This window comes from Sphingomonas abaci (assembly GCF_014199625.1).
GTDB classification, from domain to species: Bacteria; Pseudomonadota; Alphaproteobacteria; order Sphingomonadales; family Sphingomonadaceae; genus Sphingomonas; species Sphingomonas abaci.
The window spans coordinates 125,445-145,684 of sequence record NZ_JACHNY010000006.1 but is presented as its reverse complement, the minus strand read 5'-3'; the positions used below and the strand labels follow the sequence as shown (position 1 = coordinate 145,684).

Below are 20,240 nucleotides of genomic sequence, written 5' to 3'. Positions count from 1 at the left end.
CTATGGCTTGACCGGCGGACCGACACGCCGGGAGAAGAGGGGAACATGATGCTCGTTCACTCGGTATCGCGTATCGCACTGCTCGGTGCGCTGGGCGTCCTCGCCGTGCCGGCCGCCGCGCAGGACATGCCGGCGATGCAGAACTCCGCCACCGCCGCGCCGGCCCAGGCCGATCCGTCCGTCGCCGCTGATCCTACCGCACAGGCCGAGGTCGCGTCCGAACAGCGCGCCGCGGCGATCGCGGGCCAGCCGGGCGCCAGCCCCGGCGGCGACATCGTGGTGACGGGCACGCGCATCAACCGCCCCAACGTCACCTCCGCGGCGCCGATCACCTCGGTCACGCGGCAGGACATCCAGGCGCAGGCGGCGGTCAATGTCGAGGACGTGCTGAACCGCCTGCCGCAGATCGCGCCCGACAACCAGCAGACCTATAACGATTCCGATGGCCGCCAGCGCATCAAGCTGCGCAGCCTTGGCTTCGAGCGCACGCTGGTGCTGATCGACGGCAAGCGGCTGGGCACGCAGAACGGCCAGGACGTCGGCATCATCCCGACCTCGCTCCTCGAGCGGGTCGACGTGCTGACCGGCGGCGCCTCGTCGGTCTACGGCTCGGACGCGATCGCTGGCGTGGTCAACTTCGTCCTGCGCAAGGATTTCGAAGGGCTCCAGCTCGACGCCAACTACAATTTCTACAATCACGACAACAAGGACACGATCGTGTCGCCGCTGGCGCGTGCCGCCGGCTTCGGCAGCCAGCGTGGCTGGACCAATGATGGCGGCCGCGCCGACATCACGCTGACTGCCGGCAAGAAATTGTTCGACGGCGCGCTCAGCGTCAACGGCTTCGTCAACTATCGCAAGACCGAGGAGGTCGGGCTGACCGACCGGTCGAATTCGGGCTGCTACCTGACCCAGTTGCAACGCAACGGACCGCTGTCCTGCGGCCTGACGCCGAGCAGCTCGACCAGCGGCCTCATCACGCCGCAGAGCGGGGCCAATCAGGGCGCGCAGTACGTCAACAATCCGGACGGCTCGCGCAACTTCGTGCCGTTTGGCGCGGGCGCGGGCAATGCCTCCAACTATTTCAGCGGCTATGCCTATCAGCGGCCGTCCGAGCGGGTGAATGCCGGCGGCTTCGTCACGCTGAAGCTCGCGCCGGAGGCCGAAATCTATGGCTCGGGCATCTGGTTCCGCGACAAGTCGTACAACAACTATCCGACGATCGCGGGCGGGACGGTGCAGGTCAACTGCAACAACCCCTTCCTGTCGGCGAGCCAGGCCACCGCGATCTGCGGCGCGGCGGCCGGCACCGCGGCGCTGGCGCCGATCGACCTGCGCTATCGCCTGGGCGAGAACTCGGACCGGCCCGACCGCTTTCTCAACACCGGCGTCCGCCTGACCGCTGGCGTGCGCGGCAAGGTGGGCGACGCCTGGACCTATGATGTCGGTGGCGTCTATGCGCGCAACCGTCAGGACTATACGCCCAGCTTCGGCATTCCCGGCCGCCTGCAGAACGCGATCAACGTCGGCGGCACCCGCGCCGCGCCGACCTGCGCGACGACGAGCGATCCGGCCTGCGTCCCCTTCGACGCGTTCAGCGCCGGCAACACCGACCCCGCGCTCATCAACTATCTGTTCGGCACCGGCACCTCGGCGACGCGCGGCACGCTGTACGACGTGCTGGCCAATGTCAGTGGCGACCTGGGCAAGTACGGCATCACTTCCCCCTTCGCCGAGCAGGGCGTGGCGATCGCACTCGGCACCGAATATCGCAAGGACACGCTCCAATCCTTCGCCGACAGCGCCTATCGCGCGGCGCTGGGCGGCAGCGACACCAACCTCAGCCAGGATGTCTGGGAAGCGAACGTCGAGGTGCAGGTGCCGCTGGTCGAGCACAAGCCGTTCGTCGAGCTGCTCCAGGCCAATGGCGGTTATCGCGTCTCGAAATACAGCAGCAACCCGAAGTCGTTCAACACCTGGAAGGCGGAGGGCGTCTATGCGCCGATCCCCGATCTGACCTTCCGCGCCTCGTTCAACAAGGCGCAGCGCGCGCCGACCGTGATCGAGATCCGCCAGGCCACCAATATCGAGTTCGCGCGCGGTGGCAGCGGCACGTTCAACGACTTCTGCGCCCCCACCGTCACGACCAATCCGAACGGCGGCGTGACCTACGGTGCGCCGATCGCCTCGCGCGAGGTGTGCCGGGCCACGGGGCTGGCGGACTCGCTCTATGGCAGCCCGTCGCTGATCTGTCCGGGCGATGCGGCGACCGGGGCGACCGGCTGCACGGTCCGCTCGGGCGGCTTCGTCGCCGATCCGGAGACCGCCTATACCCAGACCTATGGCCTGGTGGTGAAGCCCCGCTTCGTGCGCGGCCTGATCTTCTCGGTCGACCGGTACCGGATCAAGATCGACAACTCGCTCGGCTATAACGACTATAGCTACTACACCGATGGCTGCCTCCGCTCGAACGGTGACGAGTTCTTCTGTCAGGGGCTGGTCCGCAATCCAGGCACCGGGACGCTCTATTCGAACGCGGGCGCCAACCCGACCACCGGCTTCATCCGCCAGGGCACGACCAACTACTACACCTCGATCGCGCGCGGCTGGGACTTCCAGGCGCAATACGCACTGAACCTGGAGGCGGCCGGGCGGATCGACCTGGGCTTCAACGGCTCCATCACCGACTTCATCGGCGGGCAGGACTCGCCGGTGCAGCCGCAGCGCAACTGCGCGGGCTATTACGGCAATGGCTGCGGCCAGCTCATCCCCAAGTGGAGCCACGGCCTGCGCACGACGTACACGACCGCCGACAAGGGGTTCAGCGCGTCGTTCAACTGGCGCTATATCGGGTCGCTGACCAATGCCGACAATTCGGGCGACGCGGCGATCGGCGGCACCCCGGACCGGGTTCGGACCAGCTTCTACCGCATCGCGCCGACCAGCTATTTCGACCTGGCGCTCAACTTCGCGATCGCCAAGCAGTTCTCGCTGCGCCTGATCGCGAACAACCTGTTCGACAAGACGCCGCCGATCGTGCCGGATTCGTACAATATCAGCCTGGCGCGCAGCAACACCATCCCCCAGCGCTACGATTCGCTGGGCCGCAACATCGCGATCGGCACGACGATCAACTTCTGATCGGTCTGGTCTGAACACGCTCGCAAGGGCGGGGCGGGCGGGCTAGGATCGGGGGGTGCATAACCTCCTGATCCTGGCCGCTGCCGTTTCCACGCCGGCCCCGGCGTCTCCGCCCGCCGGCGACATCGTTACGCTCCGCAACGCGAACGGCATGACCGTGCGCCTGCTCCGCCAGGGTGCGATCGTCATGGCGATCGAGGCCCCCGACCGGCAGGGGCGGATGGCGAATGTCGTGCTCGGCTATCCCCGCGCCGCCGACTATCGCGCCAAGGTCCGGAAGAACGGGTTCGGCGCGACGATCGGCCGCTATGCCGGCCGGATCGCGGGCGCGGAATTCACCATCGACGGCAAGCGGGTGGCGCTCGTCGCCAATGACGGCCGCAATGCGCTGCATGGCGGCGGTGCCCAAGGCTTCGACACGGTCGACTGGCAGGTGTCGCGAACTGCCGATGGCCGGGCGGCGACCTTCACGCTGGTCAGCCCAGACGGTTTCCAGCATTTCCCCGGACGGCTGACCGTCACCGTCACCTATCGACTGGCGGCCGACAATGCGCTCCATATCGACTATCGCGCGCGAACGACCCGGCCGACGGCGCTCAACCTGACCAATCACAGCTATTTCAACCTGGCGGGGGAGGCGAGCGGCTCCGTCTATCGCCAGTGGCTGCAACTGGCGGCGACGCGCGCGATCGTCACCGATCCGGCTGGCATTCCGACCGGGGCGCTGGCCTCGGTGGCCGGGACGCCGCTAGACTTCCGCTGCCCGCGCCCGATCGGCGCGGCGCTCGCCGATCCCCGGCCGCCGGTGACCGCGCGCGGCTATAATCATGGCTGGCTATTCGACAAACCGGTGGGCCGGCTCGCGCCGGTCGCGCGGCTGGTCGATCCGGTGTCAGGGCGGACGCTGACGGTGGAGACGACCGAACCATCGATGCAGGTCTATACCGGCGGCTATATCGACGGGCAGGATTCGGGGCCGGGCGGTCACGTCTATCAGCCCGGCGACGGCGTCGCGCTGGAGTCTCAGCATGTCTCGGACTCGCCGAACCAGCCGCGCTTCCCGACCACGATCCTGCGGCCGGGACAGCTCTATCGCCAGACCACGATCTGGCGCTTCGGCACGGACAGTCACGCCGTGTCGGATTGTCGGGCCTTGGGATAGCAAAACGTTCGGGGACCATGCGCCGACCAAGGCCTGTCCCGCGTCCGCATGTTCTGGAGGCGCGACCGGGAATCGAACCCGGGTGCAAGGATTTGCAGTCCTCTGCGTCACCACTCCGCCATCGCGCCTCGATGCGGTGGAGGCGGCGCAATGGGCATGTTTTTCGCCCGCGTCAACCAGCCATGTGCGATTTTCGCATGGTCGATCGCGCGCCCGGCCGTGCCGCGCCGGCGGAAAGCCGCGTCCCTCTCTACGCTTGGCGACGAAAGCCCCGCGCGGTAGAAAGCGAACGCAACAAGTGTATTGCATGGGTACGACACCTGTGCGAAGGGATGACCATGGGTAGCGAATTTGGGGTGGGCACGGGGATGATCGATACGGCGGCGATGCGTCATGCGATGGTGGCGAGCCAGCTTCGCACCACGGGCGTGGACGATGTGCGAGTGGTCGCGGCGATGGCCAGCGTTCCGCGCGAGGAGTTCGTGCCGGCCGAGTCCCGCACGCTCGCCTATCGCGACACGCCCATCCCGCTCGGCCGGGGCCGGTATCTCAACAATCCGATGGCGACCGGTCGACTGCTGACCGAGGCCGCGATCCTGCCCGAGGACCGGGTGCTGCTGGTCGGCGCGGCGACCGGTTACACCGCGGCGGTGCTGGTCGAGCTGGGCGCGACGGTGACGGCGGTGGAGAGCGACGCCGGGCTGCTCGCCACCGCGCGCGCGGCGCTGCCCGGGGCCGTCGGCATCCACTGGGTCGAGGGGCCGATGGCGGACGGTCATGCGGCGGGTGCGCCCTATGACGTGCTGCTGGTCGACGGATCGGTCGAGGAACTGCCCGCCGCGCTGATCGCGCAGCTGCGCGTCGAGGGTCGCATCGCCGCCGGCATCGTCGACAAGGGCGTCACTCGCCTGTGCAGCGGTCGCCGGACCGAGGGCGGCGTCGGTGTCGTGCCGTTCGTCGATGCCGAATGCGTCGTGCTGCCCGGCTTCGCCAAGCCAGCCGCCTTCCGGTTCTGATCCGATGCGCCCGTCCCGTGTCGCCGGCGCTGCGTTCGCCGGCCTAGTCCTGGCTGCGCCCGTGTCGGCGGACACGCTGCGCGACGCGCTGCTCAAGGCTTATGAGACCAACCCGACGATCACGGGACAGCGCGCCAACCTGCGCGCGGTGGACGAGAATGTGCCGATCGCCCGCGCCAACGGCTTGCCCAGCGTTTCGGCGACGGGCGGCTATACCGAAAACGTGCTGGTCCCCAATCCGTCGACCAGCAACACGCTGAGCAACCCGGCGCGGTTGGCCCAGGGCACCACCCAGCTGTCCGTACCCGTCTTCCAGGGCGGCGCGGTGCGAAACGCAGTGCGCGGCGCGGAGACGCGGGTCGAGGCCGGGCAGGCGCAGCTGCGCGGCACCGAGGCGCAATTGTTCACCAGCGTCGTGGGCGCCTATATGGACGTGATCCGCGACGAGGCGATCGTCGGGCTGAACGGCCAGAACGTCCGGGTGCTCGAAGTCAACCTGAACGCCAGCCGCGACCGGTTCCAGGTCGGCGACCTCACCCGCACCGACGTGGCCCAGTCCGAGGCGCGGCTGGCCCAGGCGCGCGCGCAGCTCCAGTCGGCCGAGGCGCAGCTCATCTCCAGCCGCGAGAACTACATCCGCTTCGTCGGCGACGCGCCGACCGACCTCCAGCCGCCGCCGCCCTTGCCGAACCTGCCCAAGTCGCCCGCCGACGCGGTGGCCGAGGCGTTGCGCGAAAATCCGACCCTGCTCGCGGCCGGCAAGCAGCGTGACGCGACGCGGTTCGACATCGATGTCGCGCGCGCCAGCCGGCTGCCGCGACTAAACGTCGTCGTGGGCGGCAACTACTTCAACTATCTGGGTGCGTTGGGCGCCGGCACCAATATCAAGCCGGGTCAGTCGGGCCAGTCCGCCAATGTCGGCCTGGCGCTGACCGTGCCGCTGTTCCAGGGCGGTCGCCCCGCCGCGCAGGTCCGCCAGGCGGAGGCGCTGCGTAGTCAGGCGATCGAGAACGTCACCGCCGCTGAGCGTCAGGTGATCGCGCAGACCCGTTCGGCCTTTGCGGTCTATCGCTCGTCGCAACAGGTGATCGCCTCGGCCGAGACGGCGGTCAGCGCCAACAAGCTCAGCCTGGAGGGCGTACGGGCCGAGAACAGCGTCGGCACGCGCACGATCCTCGACATCCTCAACGCCGAGCAGGAGCTGCTCAACAGCCAGGTGACGCTGGTGACGGCGCGGCGCGACGCCTATGTCGCCGGCTTCGCGCTGCTCGCCGCGATGGGCGATGCGGAGGCGCGCGACCTCAACCTGGAGGGAGCGTCGCTCTATGATCCGACGCTGAACTACAAGCGCGTGCGCAATCGCTTCAACGACTTCGGCGGGGATGGCGAGCCCGACGCGGTGGCGACCAGCACCGCTGGCACGCCGGCGCAGGACGCCACGGTGCGACGGCCGCTGGACCCTGTGCTGGAGTCGGGCGTTGACAGAAGCCCCGCTCTGACCACAGGTGCGTCGGCACCGAGCCGCCAATGACGGTGGCCGAACAGGGAATTGCGGTGATGGGGGACATGAGCGCCGAGCCGTCGATGGAAGAGATCCTCTCCTCGATCAAGCGGATTATCGCGGAGGAGGAAAGCGGGCCGACGCGGGGTCGCCGCATGGGCCGCGTCGTCCAGGCGCCGGTCCCAGACGAGGAGGATGAGGATGAAGTGCTCGAACTCTCCCAGCCGGTCGAAGGCGCTGAGTCCCAGGCTACGGCCCAGCCTCCGGTGCAGCCGGCGCGCCAGCCCGAGCCGGCGGCCGTGACGCCCGAAGCACCGCAGGTCGCGGCCGAGCCCGCTTCGGCCCCTGCACAGGACCCGGTCACGCCGGCGGCGCCGTCGCTCGACTCGGGCGCCATCGTCTCCAGCCAGACCGTCGCGGCCAGCCGCGGTGCGCTCGACCAGCTCGCGCGCCTGATGGTGAAGCCGGAACCAGGCAGCGACGGCACGCTCGAGGGCCTGGTCCGCGAGATGCTGCGCCCGGTCCTGCGCGAATGGCTGGACGCGAACCTGCCCGGCATGGTCGAGGCGATGGTCCAGAGCGAGATCAAGCGGATCACCGGGAGCGGCCTGTAAGGGCGGCGGGCGGTCCGGCTGGTCCGGCCGCCTGACGGTCACCCAAACAGCGGATAAAGATTGGGAGTGGGGCGATGGCAGGGGTGGATACCCTGTTCCAGCCAGGGCATCGCGGTGCCGTTGACACAGAGGCGGTGGCAGCGGCGATCGATTGTGTCGAAGCCTTCACGGCGTGCTTCAACGCCCATGATTTCGCCGGAATGGATGCACAGTTGCACTTCCCGCATATCATTCTCTCCGGGGAGACGATGCTGATATGGCCAGAGGGCGGGCAGATGCCGCTCTCCTTTTTTGATGACCTTCACCGACAGACCGGATGGGCGAAGACGCATTACCTGCGTCATGATGCGGTGTTGGCCAGCCCTCGGAAAGTTCATCTGATACTGGACTATACGCGTAACCGTGCGAATGGCTCTGTCATCAGCCGTCATCTCAACCTTTGGATTGTCACCTTCGACGGCGGACGCTGGGGGATCAAGCAACGCTCCTACTGAACAAGGTGGCCTCCCCCATCCATGCGTGGGACGGTTGAAGCCGCGGCCTGATCTGCTCTACCCTAACGGCCATGAAGACACTCCTGTTCGCGGGCGTCGCGCTCGCTTCCGTCGCCGCGCCGGCTGCCGCCCGGCCGTTCACCATCCAGGACTTGACCATGCTCAGCCGCATCGGCGCGCCGGCCGCGTCGAAGGACGGGCATTGGCTGGTCTGGGCGCAGCGCGAGACCGACATCGCCGCCAACAAGGGGCGCTACGACCTGTGGCGGCTGGACCTGACCAAGCGCGGCGCCCGGCCCGAGACGCTGGCGGCTGAGCCCGGCGTCAACGAGAACGACCCGCAAATCGTCGGCGACACCGTCTACTTCACTTCGGACAAGGGTGGCGGCGACGGCGCGGTCTGGGCGATGCCGGTCACCGGCGGCCCCGCCCGCCAGGTCACCCGGTTCGCCGGTGGCTTCAACGGCTTCAAGGTGTCGCCCGATGCCAGCAAGCTGCTGGTCTGGGCCGATCGCAAGCCCGGTGCGCCCAGCCTGGCGCCCGCCGCCGAGAAGAAGGCGGAGGATGCCGGGTCGGGTCGCACCTATGACCAGCTCTTCGTGCGCCACTGGGACACATGGGCCGACGGCAACCGCTCGCAGCTGTTCGTGCTGCCGCTGACCGCGGCCGGCGCGACCGGCGAGGGTACGCCGATCGTCGGCGCGCTGATCGGCGACACGCCGTCCAAGCCGTTCGGCGGGGCTGAGGAGGTGGCGTGGAGCTCCGATAGCCGCACCGTCTATTTCGCCATGCGCGAGGCGGGGCGGATCGAGGCGACCTCGACCAATCTCGACATCTTCGCCGCTCCCGCCGATGGGTCGTCCGCCCCGGTCGACCTGACCAAGGACAATCAGGCGACCGACAACCTGCCGACCGTTTCGCCCGATGGCCGGACGCTCGCCTATTTCGCGATGAAGCGACCCGGCTTCGAAGCGGATCGGCAGGTGCTGATGATCCGCGACCTGGCGACCGGCCAGGTGCGGCCGCTGACAGAGGCATGGGACCGTTCGGTCGGCTCGATCGCCTGGGCGCCCGATGGCAAGTCGCTCTACGTCACCGCCGACGACACGCAGGAGACGCCGCTGTTCCGCGTCGACGCGACCAGCGGCAAGGTGACGCGCCTGACCGGGCAGGGCCATGTCTCGGCCGTCGCGGTGGTGCCCAGGGGCGCCGTGGTGGCGATGAACAGCCTGGTCGCGCCCGACGACTATTTCATGGTTCCATCCAAGGGCGGCACGCCGCTGCGCCTGACCAGCGTCAATGCAGAGAAGCTGGCCGGCATCGACATGCCGACCGTGTCGCGCTTCAGCTTCACCGGCGCGAATGGCGACACGGTCTGGGGCTATGCAGTGAAGCCCGCCGGCGCGACCACGCCCGCGCCGATCGCCTTCATGGTCCATGGCGGGCCGCAAGGGTCGAGCAACAACAGCTGGTCCTATCGCTGGAACCCGGCGGTGTTCGCGGGCGGCGGCTATGCGACGGTGGCGGTCGATTTCCACGGATCGACCGGATATGGCCAGCGCTTCACCGACTCGATCAGCAACAATTGGGGCGGCTGGCCGCTGGAGGACCTGCAAAAGGGGCTCGCAGCGGCGACCGCCAAATTCGACTGGCTCGACAGCAACCGCGCCTGCGCGCTCGGCGCGTCGTACGGCGGCTATATGATGAACTGGATCGAGGGGAAGTGGCCCGACCGGTTCAAGTGCATCGTCCAGCACGACGGCGTGTTCGACGCCCGCGCCATGGCCTATGAGACCGAGGAGCTGTGGTTCGACGAATGGGAGCATGGCGGCAAGACCTATTACGAAGACCCCGCCGCCTTCGAGAAGTGGAACCCGGTCAACTACGTCCAGAACTGGAAGACGCCGATGCTGGTCATCACCGGCGAGAAGGACTTCCGCATTCCCTATACCCAGGGACTGGCGGCGTTCACCGCGCTTCAGCGGCGGGACATCCCGTCGCGGCTGGTCGTCTTCCCCGATGAGAACCACTGGGTGCTGAAGCCGCGCAACTCGCGCCAATGGTATGGCGAGGTGCTGGGCTGGATGGATCGCTGGACCAAGTAAGTCCCTGCGATCCTTGCAGCGATCGGGGGCTGTCATTCGGCGATCTTTTCACTAGGCCGGGCGCATGGATGCTCTCGACCGGATCGCCGCCGCCCTCGAACGCCTGTCGCCGCCGCCGCCGCCCGCGGCGGACCCGCGCGCCCATCCCGCCTATGTCTGGCGGGACGGCGTGCTGGCGGCGACCCGCGCCTTCGTGCCGCAGCCGCTGGACCGCCTGCTGGGCATCGACCGGCAGAAGGCGGCGCTGGTCGGGAATCTCGATCGGCTCGCCAGCGGCCGTGCGGCGCAGGACGTGCTGCTCTGGGGCGCGCGCGGCACCGGCAAGTCGGCGCTGGTCAAGAGCGCGGTCGGCGCGGTGCAGGCGGCGGGCGGCGACTTGGCGCTGGTCGAGGTGGCGACGCTGCACCAACTGCCCGCCCTGTTCGCGGTGCTTGCCCCGGTGCCGCGCGCCTTCGCCCTGTTCGTCGACGATCTGGGGGTCGACGATCCGGCCGACGCCCGGCTGCTCCGCTCGATGCTGGAGGGCGGCGCGGAGGCGCGGCCGGCGAATGTCCGGCTGCTGGTCACCGCCAATCGCCGCCACATCGCCGCGCGCGACATCGCCGAACAGGACAGCGCGATCAACCCGCGCGACTCGATCGACGACCATCTCGCGCTCGCCGACCGGTTCGGGCTGAGCCTGGGCTTCCACGCGATCGACCAGGACCAGTATCTGGCGATCGTCGCCGGCTATGCTGCGGCGTACGGCCTGTCCTACGACCCCGAACTCGCGGTGCGCTGGGCCACGCAGCGTGGCAGCCGATCGGGCCGCGTCGCCTGGCATTACATCGTGGACGTCGCCGGTCGCGAGGGCGTGGCGCTGTGACCGCCGCCGCCCTGTTCGGGCGCGCGCGCCGGTTCCTGACGGAGGAGGACTGGACCTTCGCGCCGCACGAGCGGCCGGCCATGCCGGGCTCGCCCGGATCGCCCGACCATCCGACGCGGCGCCGGATCGCCTACGGCGCGATCTCGATCCTGGTCGGGCTCACCGCCGGACTGGGCAATGCGCTGGTTTCCGCCAACACCTATACGTTGCAGGGGGCGCTGGGCCTCGACCCGGCGGAGATCGCCTGGCTGCCGACCGTCTATGTGATGAGCAATGTCAGCATCAACCTGCTGCTGATCAAGTTCCGCCAGCAATTCGGGTTGCGGCCCTTCGCGCTGCTGTTCGTCGGCCTCTATGTGGCGCTGACCTGCGCGCACCTGTTCGTTCACGACTTCTGGTCGGCGATCGTCGTGCGGGCGTCGAGCGGCATGGCGGCGGCGGCGCTGTCGAGCCTGGGCCTCTATTACATGATGCAGGCGCTGCCGGCGAAGTGGCGGCTGAAGGCGGTGGTGGTCGGCATCGGGGTGCCGCAATGCGCGACACCGCTGGCGCGGCTCTTCTCGCCGGAGCTGCTCGCCATGTCGCAATGGCGGACGCTGTACTTGTTCGAACTGGGGCTGGCGCTGCTGTCCTTCGCCGCGGTGGCCGCGCTGCGCCTGCCGCCCACCACGCGGCAACGCGCGTTCGAGCCGCTCGATTTCGTCACCTTCACCCTTTATGCCGGGGCCATGGCGCTGTTCTCGGCGGTGCTGGGGTTGGGGCGGATCGTCTGGTGGACCAATGCCGCCTGGATCGGCTGGTCGCTGATCGGCGCGATCCCGCTGCTGGCGGCGGCGCTGTGGATCGAGCATCACCGCGTCAACCCGCTGATCAACACGCGCTGGCTGGCGAGCGCCGACATCGTACGCTTCGCCATCGTCACCCTGATGGCCAGGATCGTGCTGGCGGAGCAGAGCTATGCGGCGGTCGGTCTGCTGACCACGCTGGGCCAGAACAACGACCAGTTGGGGCCGTTCTTCACCATTATCTTCATCGCGTCGGTCGTCGGCGTGGTGCTGAGCGCGGTGACGCTGGACGTCGAGCGGCTGGCGCATCCGGTAATGCTGGCGGTCGGGCTGGTCGCGGTGGCGGCCTGGATGGATGCGCAGTCGACCAGCCTGACGCGCGCCCCCGAGCTCTATGTCACCCAGGCGCTAATCGCCTTCTCCGCCACCTTTTTCCTGGGACCGGCGTTGTTGTTCGGGATGACGCGCGCATTGAAGGAAGGGGCCGGGCACATCATCAGCTTCATTGCCTTGTTCGGCATCATCAACTCGGTCGGCAGCCTGGCCGGGACCGCGTTGCTCGGCACCTACCAAGTGGTGCGCGAGAAGGCGAACAGCGCCGCCATCGTCGATGCGGTCGACCCGACCAATCCGCTGGTCACGCAGCGCCTCCAGGCCGGCGGCGCGGCGGTCGGCCGGGTGATCGGCGACCCCGGCCTGCGCAGCGCGGAGGGCGGCGCATTGCTGTCGCAGGCGGCGACCCGGGAGGCGAACGTGCTGGCTTATGACGACGTGTTCCGCCTGGTCGCGGTGCTGGCGGCGGCGACCTTCCTCTACCTCCTGTTCCTGTTGCTGCGCCGCACCTGGCGGGCGCGACAAGCGGCGCGGCAGGCGATGGAGCAGGGCGCATGACCGATAGCCGCACGCCGGTCGCTGCCGAGCCGGTGACCGAGGAACGCGCGGCGGAGGCCATGCCGCCGTCCGCCACACCCGCTGCCGGGTCGGGCTGGAAGCCGCAACGGCCGAGCGGGACGGCGACGCTCGTGCTTGCCCTGCTGGCGATCGCGGGCGTGCTGGCGGTGCTGGCGGCCTGGCGGCTTCCGCCCTTCGCCACCGCCTATGAGTCGACCGACAATGCCTATGTGCGCGGCCGCACCACGGTCATCGCGCCACAGGTATCGGGCTATGTCACGCGCGTGCTGGTCCGCGACTTCGAGACGGTGCGCGCCGGCCAGCCGTTGGTGACGATCGACGACCGCATCTATCGCCAGCGGGTCGAGCAGGCGGAGGCGCAGGTCGCGGCGCAATCGGCGACGCTCGCCAACAGCGCCCAGGCCGAGCGCAGCCGCGCCGCCAGTCTCGCCGCCCAGGACGCCGCCGTCGCCAATGCCGAGGCGCAGTTGATGCGCGCGCAGGCCGACATGAACCGGGTCGACGATCTGGTCCGCGACGGCTCGGTGTCGCTGCGCGAGCGCGACCAGACGCTGGCGGCGCTGCGCCAGGCCCAGGCCGGGGTGAAGCAGGCCCGCGCCGCGCGCGAGATCGCGCGGCAGGATGTCCGCACGGTCGAGGTCGGTCGCGGTGGCCAGCAGGCGGGGGTTTCGGGCGCGGAGGCGGCGCGGCGGCTGGCGCAGATCGATCTCAGCAATACGCTGATCCGCGCGCCGGAGGCCGGGCGGCTGTCTGAAGTCGGCGTGCGCGTCGGCCAGTATGTCACCGCCGGGTCGCAACTGATGTTCCTGGTCCCGCCCGAGACCTGGGTCATAGCCAATTTCAAGGAGGCGCAGACTGCGCGGATGATGGTCGGCCAGCCCGCCAGCTTCACGGTCGACGCGCTCGCCAATGCCCGGCTGACCGGCCGGGTCGAGCGCATCTCGCCGGCGGCGGGCAGCGAGTTCGCGGTGCTGAAGGCCGACAATGCCACCGGCAACTTCACCAAGGTGCCGCAGCGGATCGCGGTGCGCATCCGCATTGATCCGGGCCAGGCGCTGGCGGCGCGGCTGCGTCCCGGCATGTCGGTGCAGGCGCGGGTCGATACCAGCACGGGGCCGTCGTTGAAGTGAGGCAGCGCAGCGTCCTTGGCGTCTCCATCACGCTGTCGCTAGCGGCCTGCATCGGCCCGCGCCCGGAAGCCCCCCCCTCCGCCACGGTCGCGCCGCCACCCGGCTGGCGGACCACATTGGGGTCGGCGGCGCCGGTGCGGACCGATTGGTGGCAGGGGTTCGGCGACCCGGTGCTGACCGGGTTGGTGGAACGGGCGCTGGCCAACAATGTCGATCTCGCGATCGCGGCGGCGCGGGTCGAGGAGGCGCGCGGTCAGTTCCGGTTGGCGCGCGCGCAACGGATCCCGCAGGTCGGCGGCGCGTCGCCGGGCACGGCCGGGCAGAGCGTCAGCCCTTTCGGGACCGCGAGCGACGCGCTGGGCGCGCAGCCGGCGGTGCAGATCAGCTATGATCTCGATCTGTTCGGCCGGCTGCGCCAGGCGAGTCGGGCCGCCCAGGCGCAACTGCTCGCCAGCGATGGTGCGCGCGATGCGGTGCGGTTGTCGGTCGCGAGCAGCGTGGCAACCGGCTATATCAGCCTGCGCGCGCTCGACCGGCGACTGGCGGTGGCGCGCGAGACCCTCGCGTCGCGTGCCGAGGCGCTGCGCATCGCGCGGCGGCGGGCGGAGACGGGCTATACATCGAACCTCGAACTCCATCAGGCTGAGGGCGAGTATCACGCCACCGAGCAACTGGTGCCCGCCGCGGAGCTGGCTGTGGCGCGGCAGGAAAATGGCCTCAGTCTGCTGCTCGGCACGGCGCCGGGGCCGATCCCGCGCGGCGCAACGCTCGAACGCCTGCTCGCGCCGGTCATTCCCGACGGCCTGCCCGCCGACCTGCTCCGCCGCCGGCCTGACCTGTTCCAGGCCGAACAGACTCTGGTCGCTGCCGACCGTACGCTCGACAGCGCGCGCGCGGCGATGCTGCCTAACCTGGCGTTGACCGGATCGGCGGGCGTGGTGCTGTCGACCGCGCTCGCCAACCCGATCGGCGTCTTCTCCATCGGGGCCAGCATCCTGTCGCCGATCTTCGATGGCGGGCGGCTGGGGGCGCAGAGCGACGTCGCGATCGCCCGGCGCGATCAGGCCGCCTTCGCCTATCGCCGTGCGGCGCTGGTCGCATTCCGCGAAGTGGACGACAGCCTGGTCGGGGTGCACCGCTCGGGCGAGCAGGCCCAAGCGCTGGCGGCGCAACGCGATGCGCTGGCGGCGGCGCTGCGCAACGCGTCGAACCGCTACCGCGCGGGATATTCGGGCTATCTGGACCAGCTCGACGCGCAACGTGGCCTGCTCAACGCCGAATTGACGCTGATCCAGGCGCGGGCCGATCGGCTCACCGCCTATGTCACGCTTTACCAGGCGATGGGGGGCGGGTGGTCGCCCCCCGAGGTCGAGGCGGTGATCCGCCGCTGACCGGGACGTGCGTCCTGATCGTCCGACACGTCGTCGCGATCGCTCCCGCTATGAACCGACCTTCGCCGGGCGATCATAAGGCACGAACTTGCCGAACCGGCAATAGGGCCCCGGGATGCTCGTCCCGGGGGTGAGCACGCGGAACCGGTCGTTCTCGCAGACGGTGTTGCCTGAATAGAGATCGAGGATCAGCGTGTTGAACGGCTGCAACTGCCCGCAATGGCCGATCGGCGTGGCGCGGTAGATGCGCCGGCCGGACTCGCGGAACAGGATCAGATCGCGCTCGGCGATGGTCAGGCCCTCGGTCTGGCGCAGCGTGATGCAGCGTTGCGGCGAACCCGCGACCCGGCCGGCGAGCGGGCTCTTGTCGGCGGCGGCGGCGGTCAGTGGCAGCGCCAGCAAGGCGGCCACCAGCGCCCGCGCCGTCACTTGGCCTTGCCCGGCTTGGTATAGGGGGTGAACTCGCCATAGGCGCAGCTGCCGGTCGGGAAGCGCGAGACCGGATTGACCAGCTGGATGATGTCGCCCCGGCAGAACCGGCCATAACTGGTGCGCGAGATCATGATGTCGCCGCGCGCCAGACCTTCGCAGCCCGGCCCGACATTGGTGACATATTTGGTGCTGCTGCTGTAGCGATAGACCACCGTCTGACCGAAGCTGTCGCTCGACGGCGTGCGGGTGAAGGGCAGGCAATCCACCGGCTTGCCGGGGGTCAGGCCGGCCAGCGCCTGGTTCAGCGTCCGCTTGCTGTTGTAGGATCGCTGATTGCCGTCCGACTGTTCGGCCGCGAACACGGCGGCGCTGGCACTGGCGATGCCGAGGACTAGGGCCAGAGGGATCGAACGACGCATCGCTTCACTCCATTCCTGCACGCACCGGCATCAACGGCCTAGGCGCGGAAATTATCCTTGGCTTGACGCAGTTGGGCAAGTGCCTCGGCCGATCCGGCGCGCAGGAAGGGATTGGTGGCGCGCTCCTGCCCGATGCTGGTCGGCACTGTCGCCGCGCCGTCCGCGCGCAATCGCTCGACCTCGGCGCGGCGGCTGGCGATCGCCTCATTGTCGGGCTCGGCAGTGACGGCAAAGGCGGCGTTGGCGGCGGTATATTCGTGCCCGCAATAGACGCGCGTGTCGTCGGCCATCGCGGCATAGCGTTCCATGTTCGCCCACATCTCCGCCGCCGTCCCCTCGAACAGCCGGCCGCAGCCCATGGCGAACAGCGTGTCGCCGGTGAAAACCGCCTGGTCTTCGGCGAAGTGGAAAGCGATGTGGCCGGCGGTGTGGCCCGGCACTGCCAGGACATGGCCGGTATGGCTGCCGATCCGCACCACGTCGCCCTCCGCCACCAGCGTGTCGAGCGTCGGGATACGGTCCCGCTCGGCGCGCGGACCGGTGATCGTCGCGCCCTTGGCCTTCATCGCCGCGTTGCCGCCGGTATGGTCGGGATGCCAGTGCGTCGTCCAGACCTGCGACACGTTCCAGCCCCGCGCCTTCGCTGCCGCCAGCACCGGCTCCGCCTCGCCGGGATCGACCGCCGCGCACTCGTGCGTGACGGGATCGAACACCAGCCAAGCGTAATTGTCCGAAAGGACGGGTACGCGGACAATCTCCAGCGCGGGAGCGGCCATCACCAGGTTCCGGTGTTGGGCATGGACGACCAGGGCTCGGCCGGCGCCAGCCGGTCGCCCCGCTGGAGCAATTCGATCGAGATGTTGTCGGGCGTCTTGATGAAGGCCATGTTGCCGTCACGCGGCGGGCGGTTGATCGTGACGCCGCCGTCCATCAACCGCTGGCACGTCGCATAGATATCGTCGACCTCATAGGCGAGATGGCCGAAATTCCGGCCGCCCGAATAGCTTTCCGGGTCCCAGTTATAGGTCAGCTCGACCTCGGCCTGGGCACGCTCGCCGGGGCCGCGCATCTCTTCCGGCGTGGCGAGAAAGATCAGCGTGAAGCGGCCCGCTTCGTTCTCTATCCGGCGGACCTCCTTCAGACCCAGCAGCTCGAAAAAGGCGATCGTCGCATCCGGATCGGTGACGCGGATCATGGTGTGCAGGTAACGCATGGAAACTCCTTGGCTCGCCGTATCAACCCGTCAGGCCGCCTCTTGCTCCGCGGCATCGGCGATCGCACCCAGCAATTGCGCCAGGGTGCCGATCAGCAGCGTGATATCGCCGTCGCGCGACAGGCGGTGATCGCCGTCCTTGACCAGCGTGACATGCACGTCGGGCGAGGTGATCAGCTCCGCCAGCCGCATCGACCGCGCCCAGGGCACGTCCGGGTCGGCCTGTCCATGAAGCAGCCGCACCGGACCGGCAAAGGGGAAGGCGCCGAACATCAGCCGGTTCGCCTCGCCCGACGACCAGAAGGCGCGGGTGTAGAGCGTCGGCTGCGGACCGTAGGGGTTGGCGCGCTCCAGCTTGCCGGTCTGAAGGATCGCCATCTTCTCCTCGGTGGTGAAGCCCCAATCGGTGAAGTCGGGCGCGGCGGCGATGCCCAGCATGCCCGCGACCCGGTCGGGCCGGGCGCGCGCCGCCAGCAGCATCAGCCAGCCGCCCATCGACGAGCCGACCAGCACCACCGGTCCCTCCACGGCATGGTCGATCATCGCCAGCACGTCGTCGCGCCAGCCGGCCAGCGTCTGGTCGGCGAAGTCGCCCTCGCTCTGCCCGCAGCCGGCATAATCGAAGCGCAGAAAGGCGCGGCCCGTGGCCCGCGCCCAGGCTTCGAGCGCGAGCGCCTTGCTGCCCTGCATGTCGCTGGCATAGCCGGACAGGAAGAGGATGGTCGGGCCTTCGCCCGGCGAATGGTGGAAGGCGAGGCGGGGTCGGTCGGTCATGCTGTACGCGCCTCCAGTCGCGCGAGAATGTCGGCGGCGAGCAGGCTCAGCGTGTCGTCGCGCGCGCCCATCACGACGATGCGGTCGCCATCGCGCGCTTCGGCGAGCAGGCGCCGGGTCCCGACGGCGCGGTCGCCATCGTGATGCGCGTGGCCGCCGGCCGCCACGATCCAGTCGACCAGATCGGCGCTGCCGACCTCGCGCGCCACGGTGCCGCCCTGATAGACGGGATCTGGGATGGTCAGAACGTCGTCCGGCCGCAGCCGCTCGGCGAAGACCTGGGCCAGCTCGCGCCCCATCATCCGCAAGGGGCCATAGCCATGCGGCTGGAACAGCAGCAGCAGCCGGCCCGGATGGGCATGGAGCGTGTCGAGGGTCGCGGCGATCTTGTCGGGATTGTGCCCGAAATCGTCGATCACGGTGACGCCGCCGGCTGCGCCGATCCGGTCGAAGCGACGGCGCAGGCCGGTGAAGCCCTCGACCGCCCGCGCAGCCTCCGCCAGCGTGACGCCCGCCGCCACCGCCGCCGCGATCGCGGCGAGCGCGTTGGAGACATTGTGGCGACCGGGCACCGCCAGCCGGACGCGGTGGCGCTCGCCCATGGCGACCAGGTCGAAGCCGATCGCCCAGGGTTCGGGGGCGAGGTTCTCGGCCGTGAAGTCGGCCGGCACCTCGATCCCGAAGCTGCGGGCCTGGGGCAGGGTGGCGATCAGCGCCGCCGTTTCCGCGTCCCCGGCATTGGCGACGACATGATCGGCGGCGCGGGCGAAGGCGCCGAACAACTGGCGCAGTTCGTCCAGCCCCTTGTGATCGAGCGTGACGTTGTTGAGCACGGCGATGCGCGGGCGATAAAGCGCGATCGATCCGTCGCTTTCGTCGACTTCGCTGACAAAGGCGTCGCCGTCGCCGATCAGGGCGCTGGCGAAGGGCGCGTCGGGGCTTGCGAAATTCGTCATCACCGCGCCGTTCATCACGGTGGGCCGGCGACCCGTGGCGTGGAAGATCCAGCCGATCATCCCGGTCACGGTCGACTTGCCGCTGGTGCCGGCGACGCCGATCGGCAGCGGCGCGGCGTTGAACAGTTCGGCCAGCAGTTCGGCACGGGTCGAACGCTCGCAGCCCAGCCGGTCGGCGGCGACGATATCGGGCACGCTCGCTTCGATCGCCGCCGAGGCGACGATGCGCTGGTCGGGCCCGGTCACGCCGCTGCCATCCTGCGGATACAGCGCGATGCCCAGGGCGCGCAGCGCGTCGAAGCGGGCGGGGGCGCGGCCCTGGTCCAGCCCGCGATCCGACCCGGCGACGGTGCCGCCGCGTGCGCGGACGATCATCGCCAGCGGCATCATGCCGGAGCCGCCGATGCCGACGAAGAATAGGGGTTTGCCGATCTCCATCCCCGCGCGCTATCGGCCTTTGCGCGTCCGGGCAAGCGAGCCGGGTGGGCGAAGAGGGGGAACCAGTTCATGCGTATCGGTGTCGTCGCTCCCGCCCGGCCGATCGATCCGGTCGTCGCCGCGCGCGCCGGGGCGTTCGCCGCGATCGCCTATCCGGAGGTCGATCTGGTCTTCCACCCGCAATGTTTCGAGCATGACGGGCATTTCGCCGGCTCGGATGCGGTGCGCGCCGCCGCCTTTCTCCAGGTCGCCAACGATCCGGCTTTCGACGCGATTTGGTTCGCGCGCGGTGGCTATGGCTCGAACCGCATCCTGGACGCGGTGATGCCGCAGCTGAATGCGGCGGCCGCGCGCAAGACCTACGCCGGCTATTCGGACATGGGCTTCGTGCTGGCGGCGCTCTATGCCCGGCGGATCGGCCGGCCGATCCATGCGCCAATGGCGACCGACATCAACCGGGCCAAGGGCGACGAAACGGTGGCGCGCACGCTTGGCTGGCTGGCGCGCGGCGACCGGCAGGGTCTGGAGCCGGGGCTGGACGGCCGGCCGGCGGCGGCGTTCAACCTGTCGATCCTCGCTGCGCTGATCGGTACGCCCTGGCTGCCCGACCTGACCGACCATGTGCTGGTGATCGAGGAGGTGTCGGAGCCGATGTACCGGATCGACCGGATGTTGTGGACGGTCGGCCATGCCACGCAACTGCGCGGACTGGCGGGGGTGCGGCTGGGCGTGGTCAACGACATCCAGGCGAACGAGCCGGCCTGGACCGAGCCGCTGGAGGTGATGATCGCGCGCACCGCCGCCACGCTCGGCGTGCCCTATCTGGGCCGCGCGGCGGTGGGACATAGCCAGGCCAACCATGTGGTGCCGTTCGGCATCGCCTGACCGGCTG

At 69.2% G+C, this 20,240-nt stretch carries 18 protein-coding genes and 1 tRNA gene; 12 read left to right on the top strand and 7 right to left on the bottom strand.

From position 1 onward, the window contains the following. Positions 1-45: 45 nt before the first annotated feature. Both GGQ96_RS14565 and GGQ96_RS14560 read left to right on the top strand, forming a co-directional pair. Positions 46-3,141, top strand: a complete 3,096-nt coding sequence (locus GGQ96_RS14565; protein WP_184116031.1) for a TonB-dependent receptor domain-containing protein — start codon at positions 46-48, stop codon at positions 3,139-3,141. Positions 3,142-3,196: 55 nt separating this feature from the next. Beyond that, on the top strand, positions 3,197-4,303 hold the full coding sequence (locus GGQ96_RS14560) for a galactose-1-epimerase (protein WP_221239989.1): 1,107 nt from the start codon (positions 3,197-3,199) through the stop codon (positions 4,301-4,303). 54 nt (positions 4,304-4,357) lie between these two features. Here GGQ96_RS14560 and GGQ96_RS14555 read toward each other — a convergent pair. Continuing rightward, positions 4,358-4,431: transfer RNA gene (locus GGQ96_RS14555), tRNA-Cys, on the bottom strand. Positions 4,432-4,635: 204 nt separating this feature from the next. On the opposite strand from GGQ96_RS14555, the gene GGQ96_RS14550 reads away from it, so the two are divergent. From GGQ96_RS14550 to GGQ96_RS14510, 9 genes are all read left to right on the top strand, one after another. After that, positions 4,636-5,319, top strand: coding sequence for a protein-L-isoaspartate O-methyltransferase family protein (locus tag GGQ96_RS14550; RefSeq protein ID WP_184116029.1), 684 nt, complete (start codon positions 4,636-4,638; stop codon positions 5,317-5,319). Between the two features lie 4 nt (positions 5,320-5,323). Beyond that, the gene (locus GGQ96_RS14545) at positions 5,324-6,850 is read left to right on the top strand and encodes a TolC family outer membrane protein (protein WP_184116027.1); all 1,527 of its coding nucleotides are present in this window, start codon (positions 5,324-5,326) and stop codon (positions 6,848-6,850) included. A gap of 26 nt (positions 6,851-6,876) precedes the next feature. After that, on the top strand, positions 6,877-7,434 hold the full coding sequence (locus tag GGQ96_RS14540; protein WP_184116297.1) for a DUF2497 domain-containing protein: 558 nt from the start codon (positions 6,877-6,879) through the stop codon (positions 7,432-7,434). A gap of 74 nt (positions 7,435-7,508) precedes the next feature. Continuing rightward, entirely contained in the window at positions 7,509-7,928 is a 420-nt protein-coding gene (locus GGQ96_RS14535) for a hypothetical protein (protein ID WP_184116025.1), read from the top strand. A 71-nt stretch (positions 7,929-7,999) separates the two neighbouring features. Next, positions 8,000-10,033 (top strand): S9 family peptidase, encoded by a 2,034-nt coding sequence (locus GGQ96_RS14530; RefSeq protein WP_184116024.1) that lies wholly within the window; start codon positions 8,000-8,002, stop codon positions 10,031-10,033. 64 nt (positions 10,034-10,097) lie between these two features. Then, positions 10,098-10,898, top strand: coding sequence for a DUF815 domain-containing protein (locus tag GGQ96_RS14525; protein ID WP_184116023.1), 801 nt, complete (start codon positions 10,098-10,100; stop codon positions 10,896-10,898). Next, complete coding sequence (locus GGQ96_RS14520) at positions 10,895-12,574, top strand: MFS transporter (protein WP_425506706.1); 1,680 nt, start codon at positions 10,895-10,897, stop codon at positions 12,572-12,574. The genes GGQ96_RS14525 and GGQ96_RS14520 overlap by 4 nt, the downstream gene beginning before the upstream one ends. After that, positions 12,571-13,725, top strand: coding sequence for an HlyD family secretion protein (locus GGQ96_RS14515; protein WP_184116022.1), 1,155 nt, complete (start codon positions 12,571-12,573; stop codon positions 13,723-13,725). The genes GGQ96_RS14520 and GGQ96_RS14515 overlap by 4 nt, the downstream gene beginning before the upstream one ends. Continuing rightward, entirely contained in the window at positions 13,722-15,116 is a 1,395-nt protein-coding gene (locus GGQ96_RS14510; protein ID WP_184116021.1) for an efflux transporter outer membrane subunit, read from the top strand. Before GGQ96_RS14515 ends, GGQ96_RS14510 begins: the two co-directional genes overlap by 4 nt. A gap of 48 nt (positions 15,117-15,164) precedes the next feature. Here GGQ96_RS14510 and GGQ96_RS14505 read toward each other — a convergent pair whose 3' ends face one another. From GGQ96_RS14505 to GGQ96_RS14480, 6 genes are read right to left on the bottom strand one after another with little or no spacing between them, the layout of a single operon-like run. Continuing rightward, entirely contained in the window at positions 15,165-15,545 is a 381-nt protein-coding gene (locus tag GGQ96_RS14505) for a hypothetical protein (protein ID WP_343059072.1), read from the bottom strand. Then, positions 15,542-15,967: a hypothetical protein gene (locus tag GGQ96_RS14500; RefSeq protein ID WP_184116020.1), complete on the bottom strand. Its 426-nt coding sequence runs from the start codon at positions 15,965-15,967 to the stop codon at positions 15,542-15,544. Before GGQ96_RS14500 ends, GGQ96_RS14505 begins: the two co-directional genes overlap by 4 nt. Positions 15,968-16,005: 38 nt before the next feature. Next, a complete protein-coding gene (gene gloB / locus GGQ96_RS14495) occupies positions 16,006-16,743 on the bottom strand; it encodes a hydroxyacylglutathione hydrolase (protein WP_184116019.1) in 738 nt (245 codons plus the stop codon). Next, positions 16,743-17,180 carry a VOC family protein gene (locus tag GGQ96_RS14490; RefSeq protein ID WP_184116018.1) on the bottom strand — a complete coding sequence of 146 codons (438 nt, stop codon included), beginning with the start codon at positions 17,178-17,180 and terminating at the stop codon, positions 16,743-16,745. The genes gloB and GGQ96_RS14490 overlap by 1 nt, the downstream gene beginning before the upstream one ends. A gap of 30 nt (positions 17,181-17,210) precedes the next feature. Next, positions 17,211-17,954: an alpha/beta hydrolase gene (locus tag GGQ96_RS14485; protein ID WP_184116017.1), complete on the bottom strand. Its 744-nt coding sequence runs from the start codon at positions 17,952-17,954 to the stop codon at positions 17,211-17,213. Continuing rightward, the gene (locus GGQ96_RS14480) at positions 17,951-19,348 is read right to left on the bottom strand and encodes a Mur ligase family protein (RefSeq protein WP_184116015.1); all 1,398 of its coding nucleotides are present in this window, start codon (positions 19,346-19,348) and stop codon (positions 17,951-17,953) included. The genes GGQ96_RS14485 and GGQ96_RS14480 overlap by 4 nt, the downstream gene beginning before the upstream one ends. A gap of 69 nt (positions 19,349-19,417) precedes the next feature. On the opposite strand from GGQ96_RS14480, the gene GGQ96_RS14475 reads away from it, so the two are divergent. Beyond that, a complete protein-coding gene (locus tag GGQ96_RS14475; protein ID WP_184116013.1) occupies positions 19,418-20,233 on the top strand; it encodes an LD-carboxypeptidase in 816 nt (271 codons plus the stop codon). The last annotated feature ends 7 nt before the right edge of the window (positions 20,234-20,240 follow it).

What these genes read in the sequence shown, in the direction of transcription:
- GGQ96_RS14565 (WP_184116031.1), top strand. Translation starts at nt 46, where the DNA reads ATGATGCTCGTTCACTCGGTATCGCGTATCGCACTGCTCGGTGCGCTG.
- GGQ96_RS14550 (WP_184116029.1), top strand. Translation starts at nt 4,636, where the DNA reads ATGACCATGGGTAGCGAATTTGGGGTGGGCACGGGGATGATCGATACG.
- GGQ96_RS14545 (WP_184116027.1), top strand. Translation starts at nt 5,324, where the DNA reads ATGCGCCCGTCCCGTGTCGCCGGCGCTGCGTTCGCCGGCCTAGTCCTG.
- GGQ96_RS14540 (WP_184116297.1), top strand. Translation starts at nt 6,877, where the DNA reads ATGGGGGACATGAGCGCCGAGCCGTCGATGGAAGAGATCCTCTCCTCG.
- GGQ96_RS14535 (WP_184116025.1), top strand. Translation starts at nt 7,509, where the DNA reads ATGGCAGGGGTGGATACCCTGTTCCAGCCAGGGCATCGCGGTGCCGTT.
- GGQ96_RS14530 (WP_184116024.1), top strand. Translation starts at nt 8,000, where the DNA reads ATGAAGACACTCCTGTTCGCGGGCGTCGCGCTCGCTTCCGTCGCCGCG.
- GGQ96_RS14525 (WP_184116023.1), top strand. Translation starts at nt 10,098, where the DNA reads ATGGATGCTCTCGACCGGATCGCCGCCGCCCTCGAACGCCTGTCGCCG.
- GGQ96_RS14515 (WP_184116022.1), top strand. Translation starts at nt 12,571, where the DNA reads ATGACCGATAGCCGCACGCCGGTCGCTGCCGAGCCGGTGACCGAGGAA.
- GGQ96_RS14500 (WP_184116020.1), bottom strand. Translation starts at nt 15,967, where the DNA reads ATGCGTCGTTCGATCCCTCTGGCCCTAGTCCTCGGCATCGCCAGTGCC.
- gloB (WP_184116019.1), bottom strand. Translation starts at nt 16,743, where the DNA reads ATGGCCGCTCCCGCGCTGGAGATTGTCCGCGTACCCGTCCTTTCGGAC.
- GGQ96_RS14490 (WP_184116018.1), bottom strand. Translation starts at nt 17,180, where the DNA reads ATGCGTTACCTGCACACCATGATCCGCGTCACCGATCCGGATGCGACG.
- GGQ96_RS14485 (WP_184116017.1), bottom strand. Translation starts at nt 17,954, where the DNA reads ATGACCGACCGACCCCGCCTCGCCTTCCACCATTCGCCGGGCGAAGGC.
- GGQ96_RS14480 (WP_184116015.1), bottom strand. Translation starts at nt 19,348, where the DNA reads ATGGAGATCGGCAAACCCCTATTCTTCGTCGGCATCGGCGGCTCCGGC.
- GGQ96_RS14475 (WP_184116013.1), top strand. Translation starts at nt 19,418, where the DNA reads ATGCGTATCGGTGTCGTCGCTCCCGCCCGGCCGATCGATCCGGTCGTC.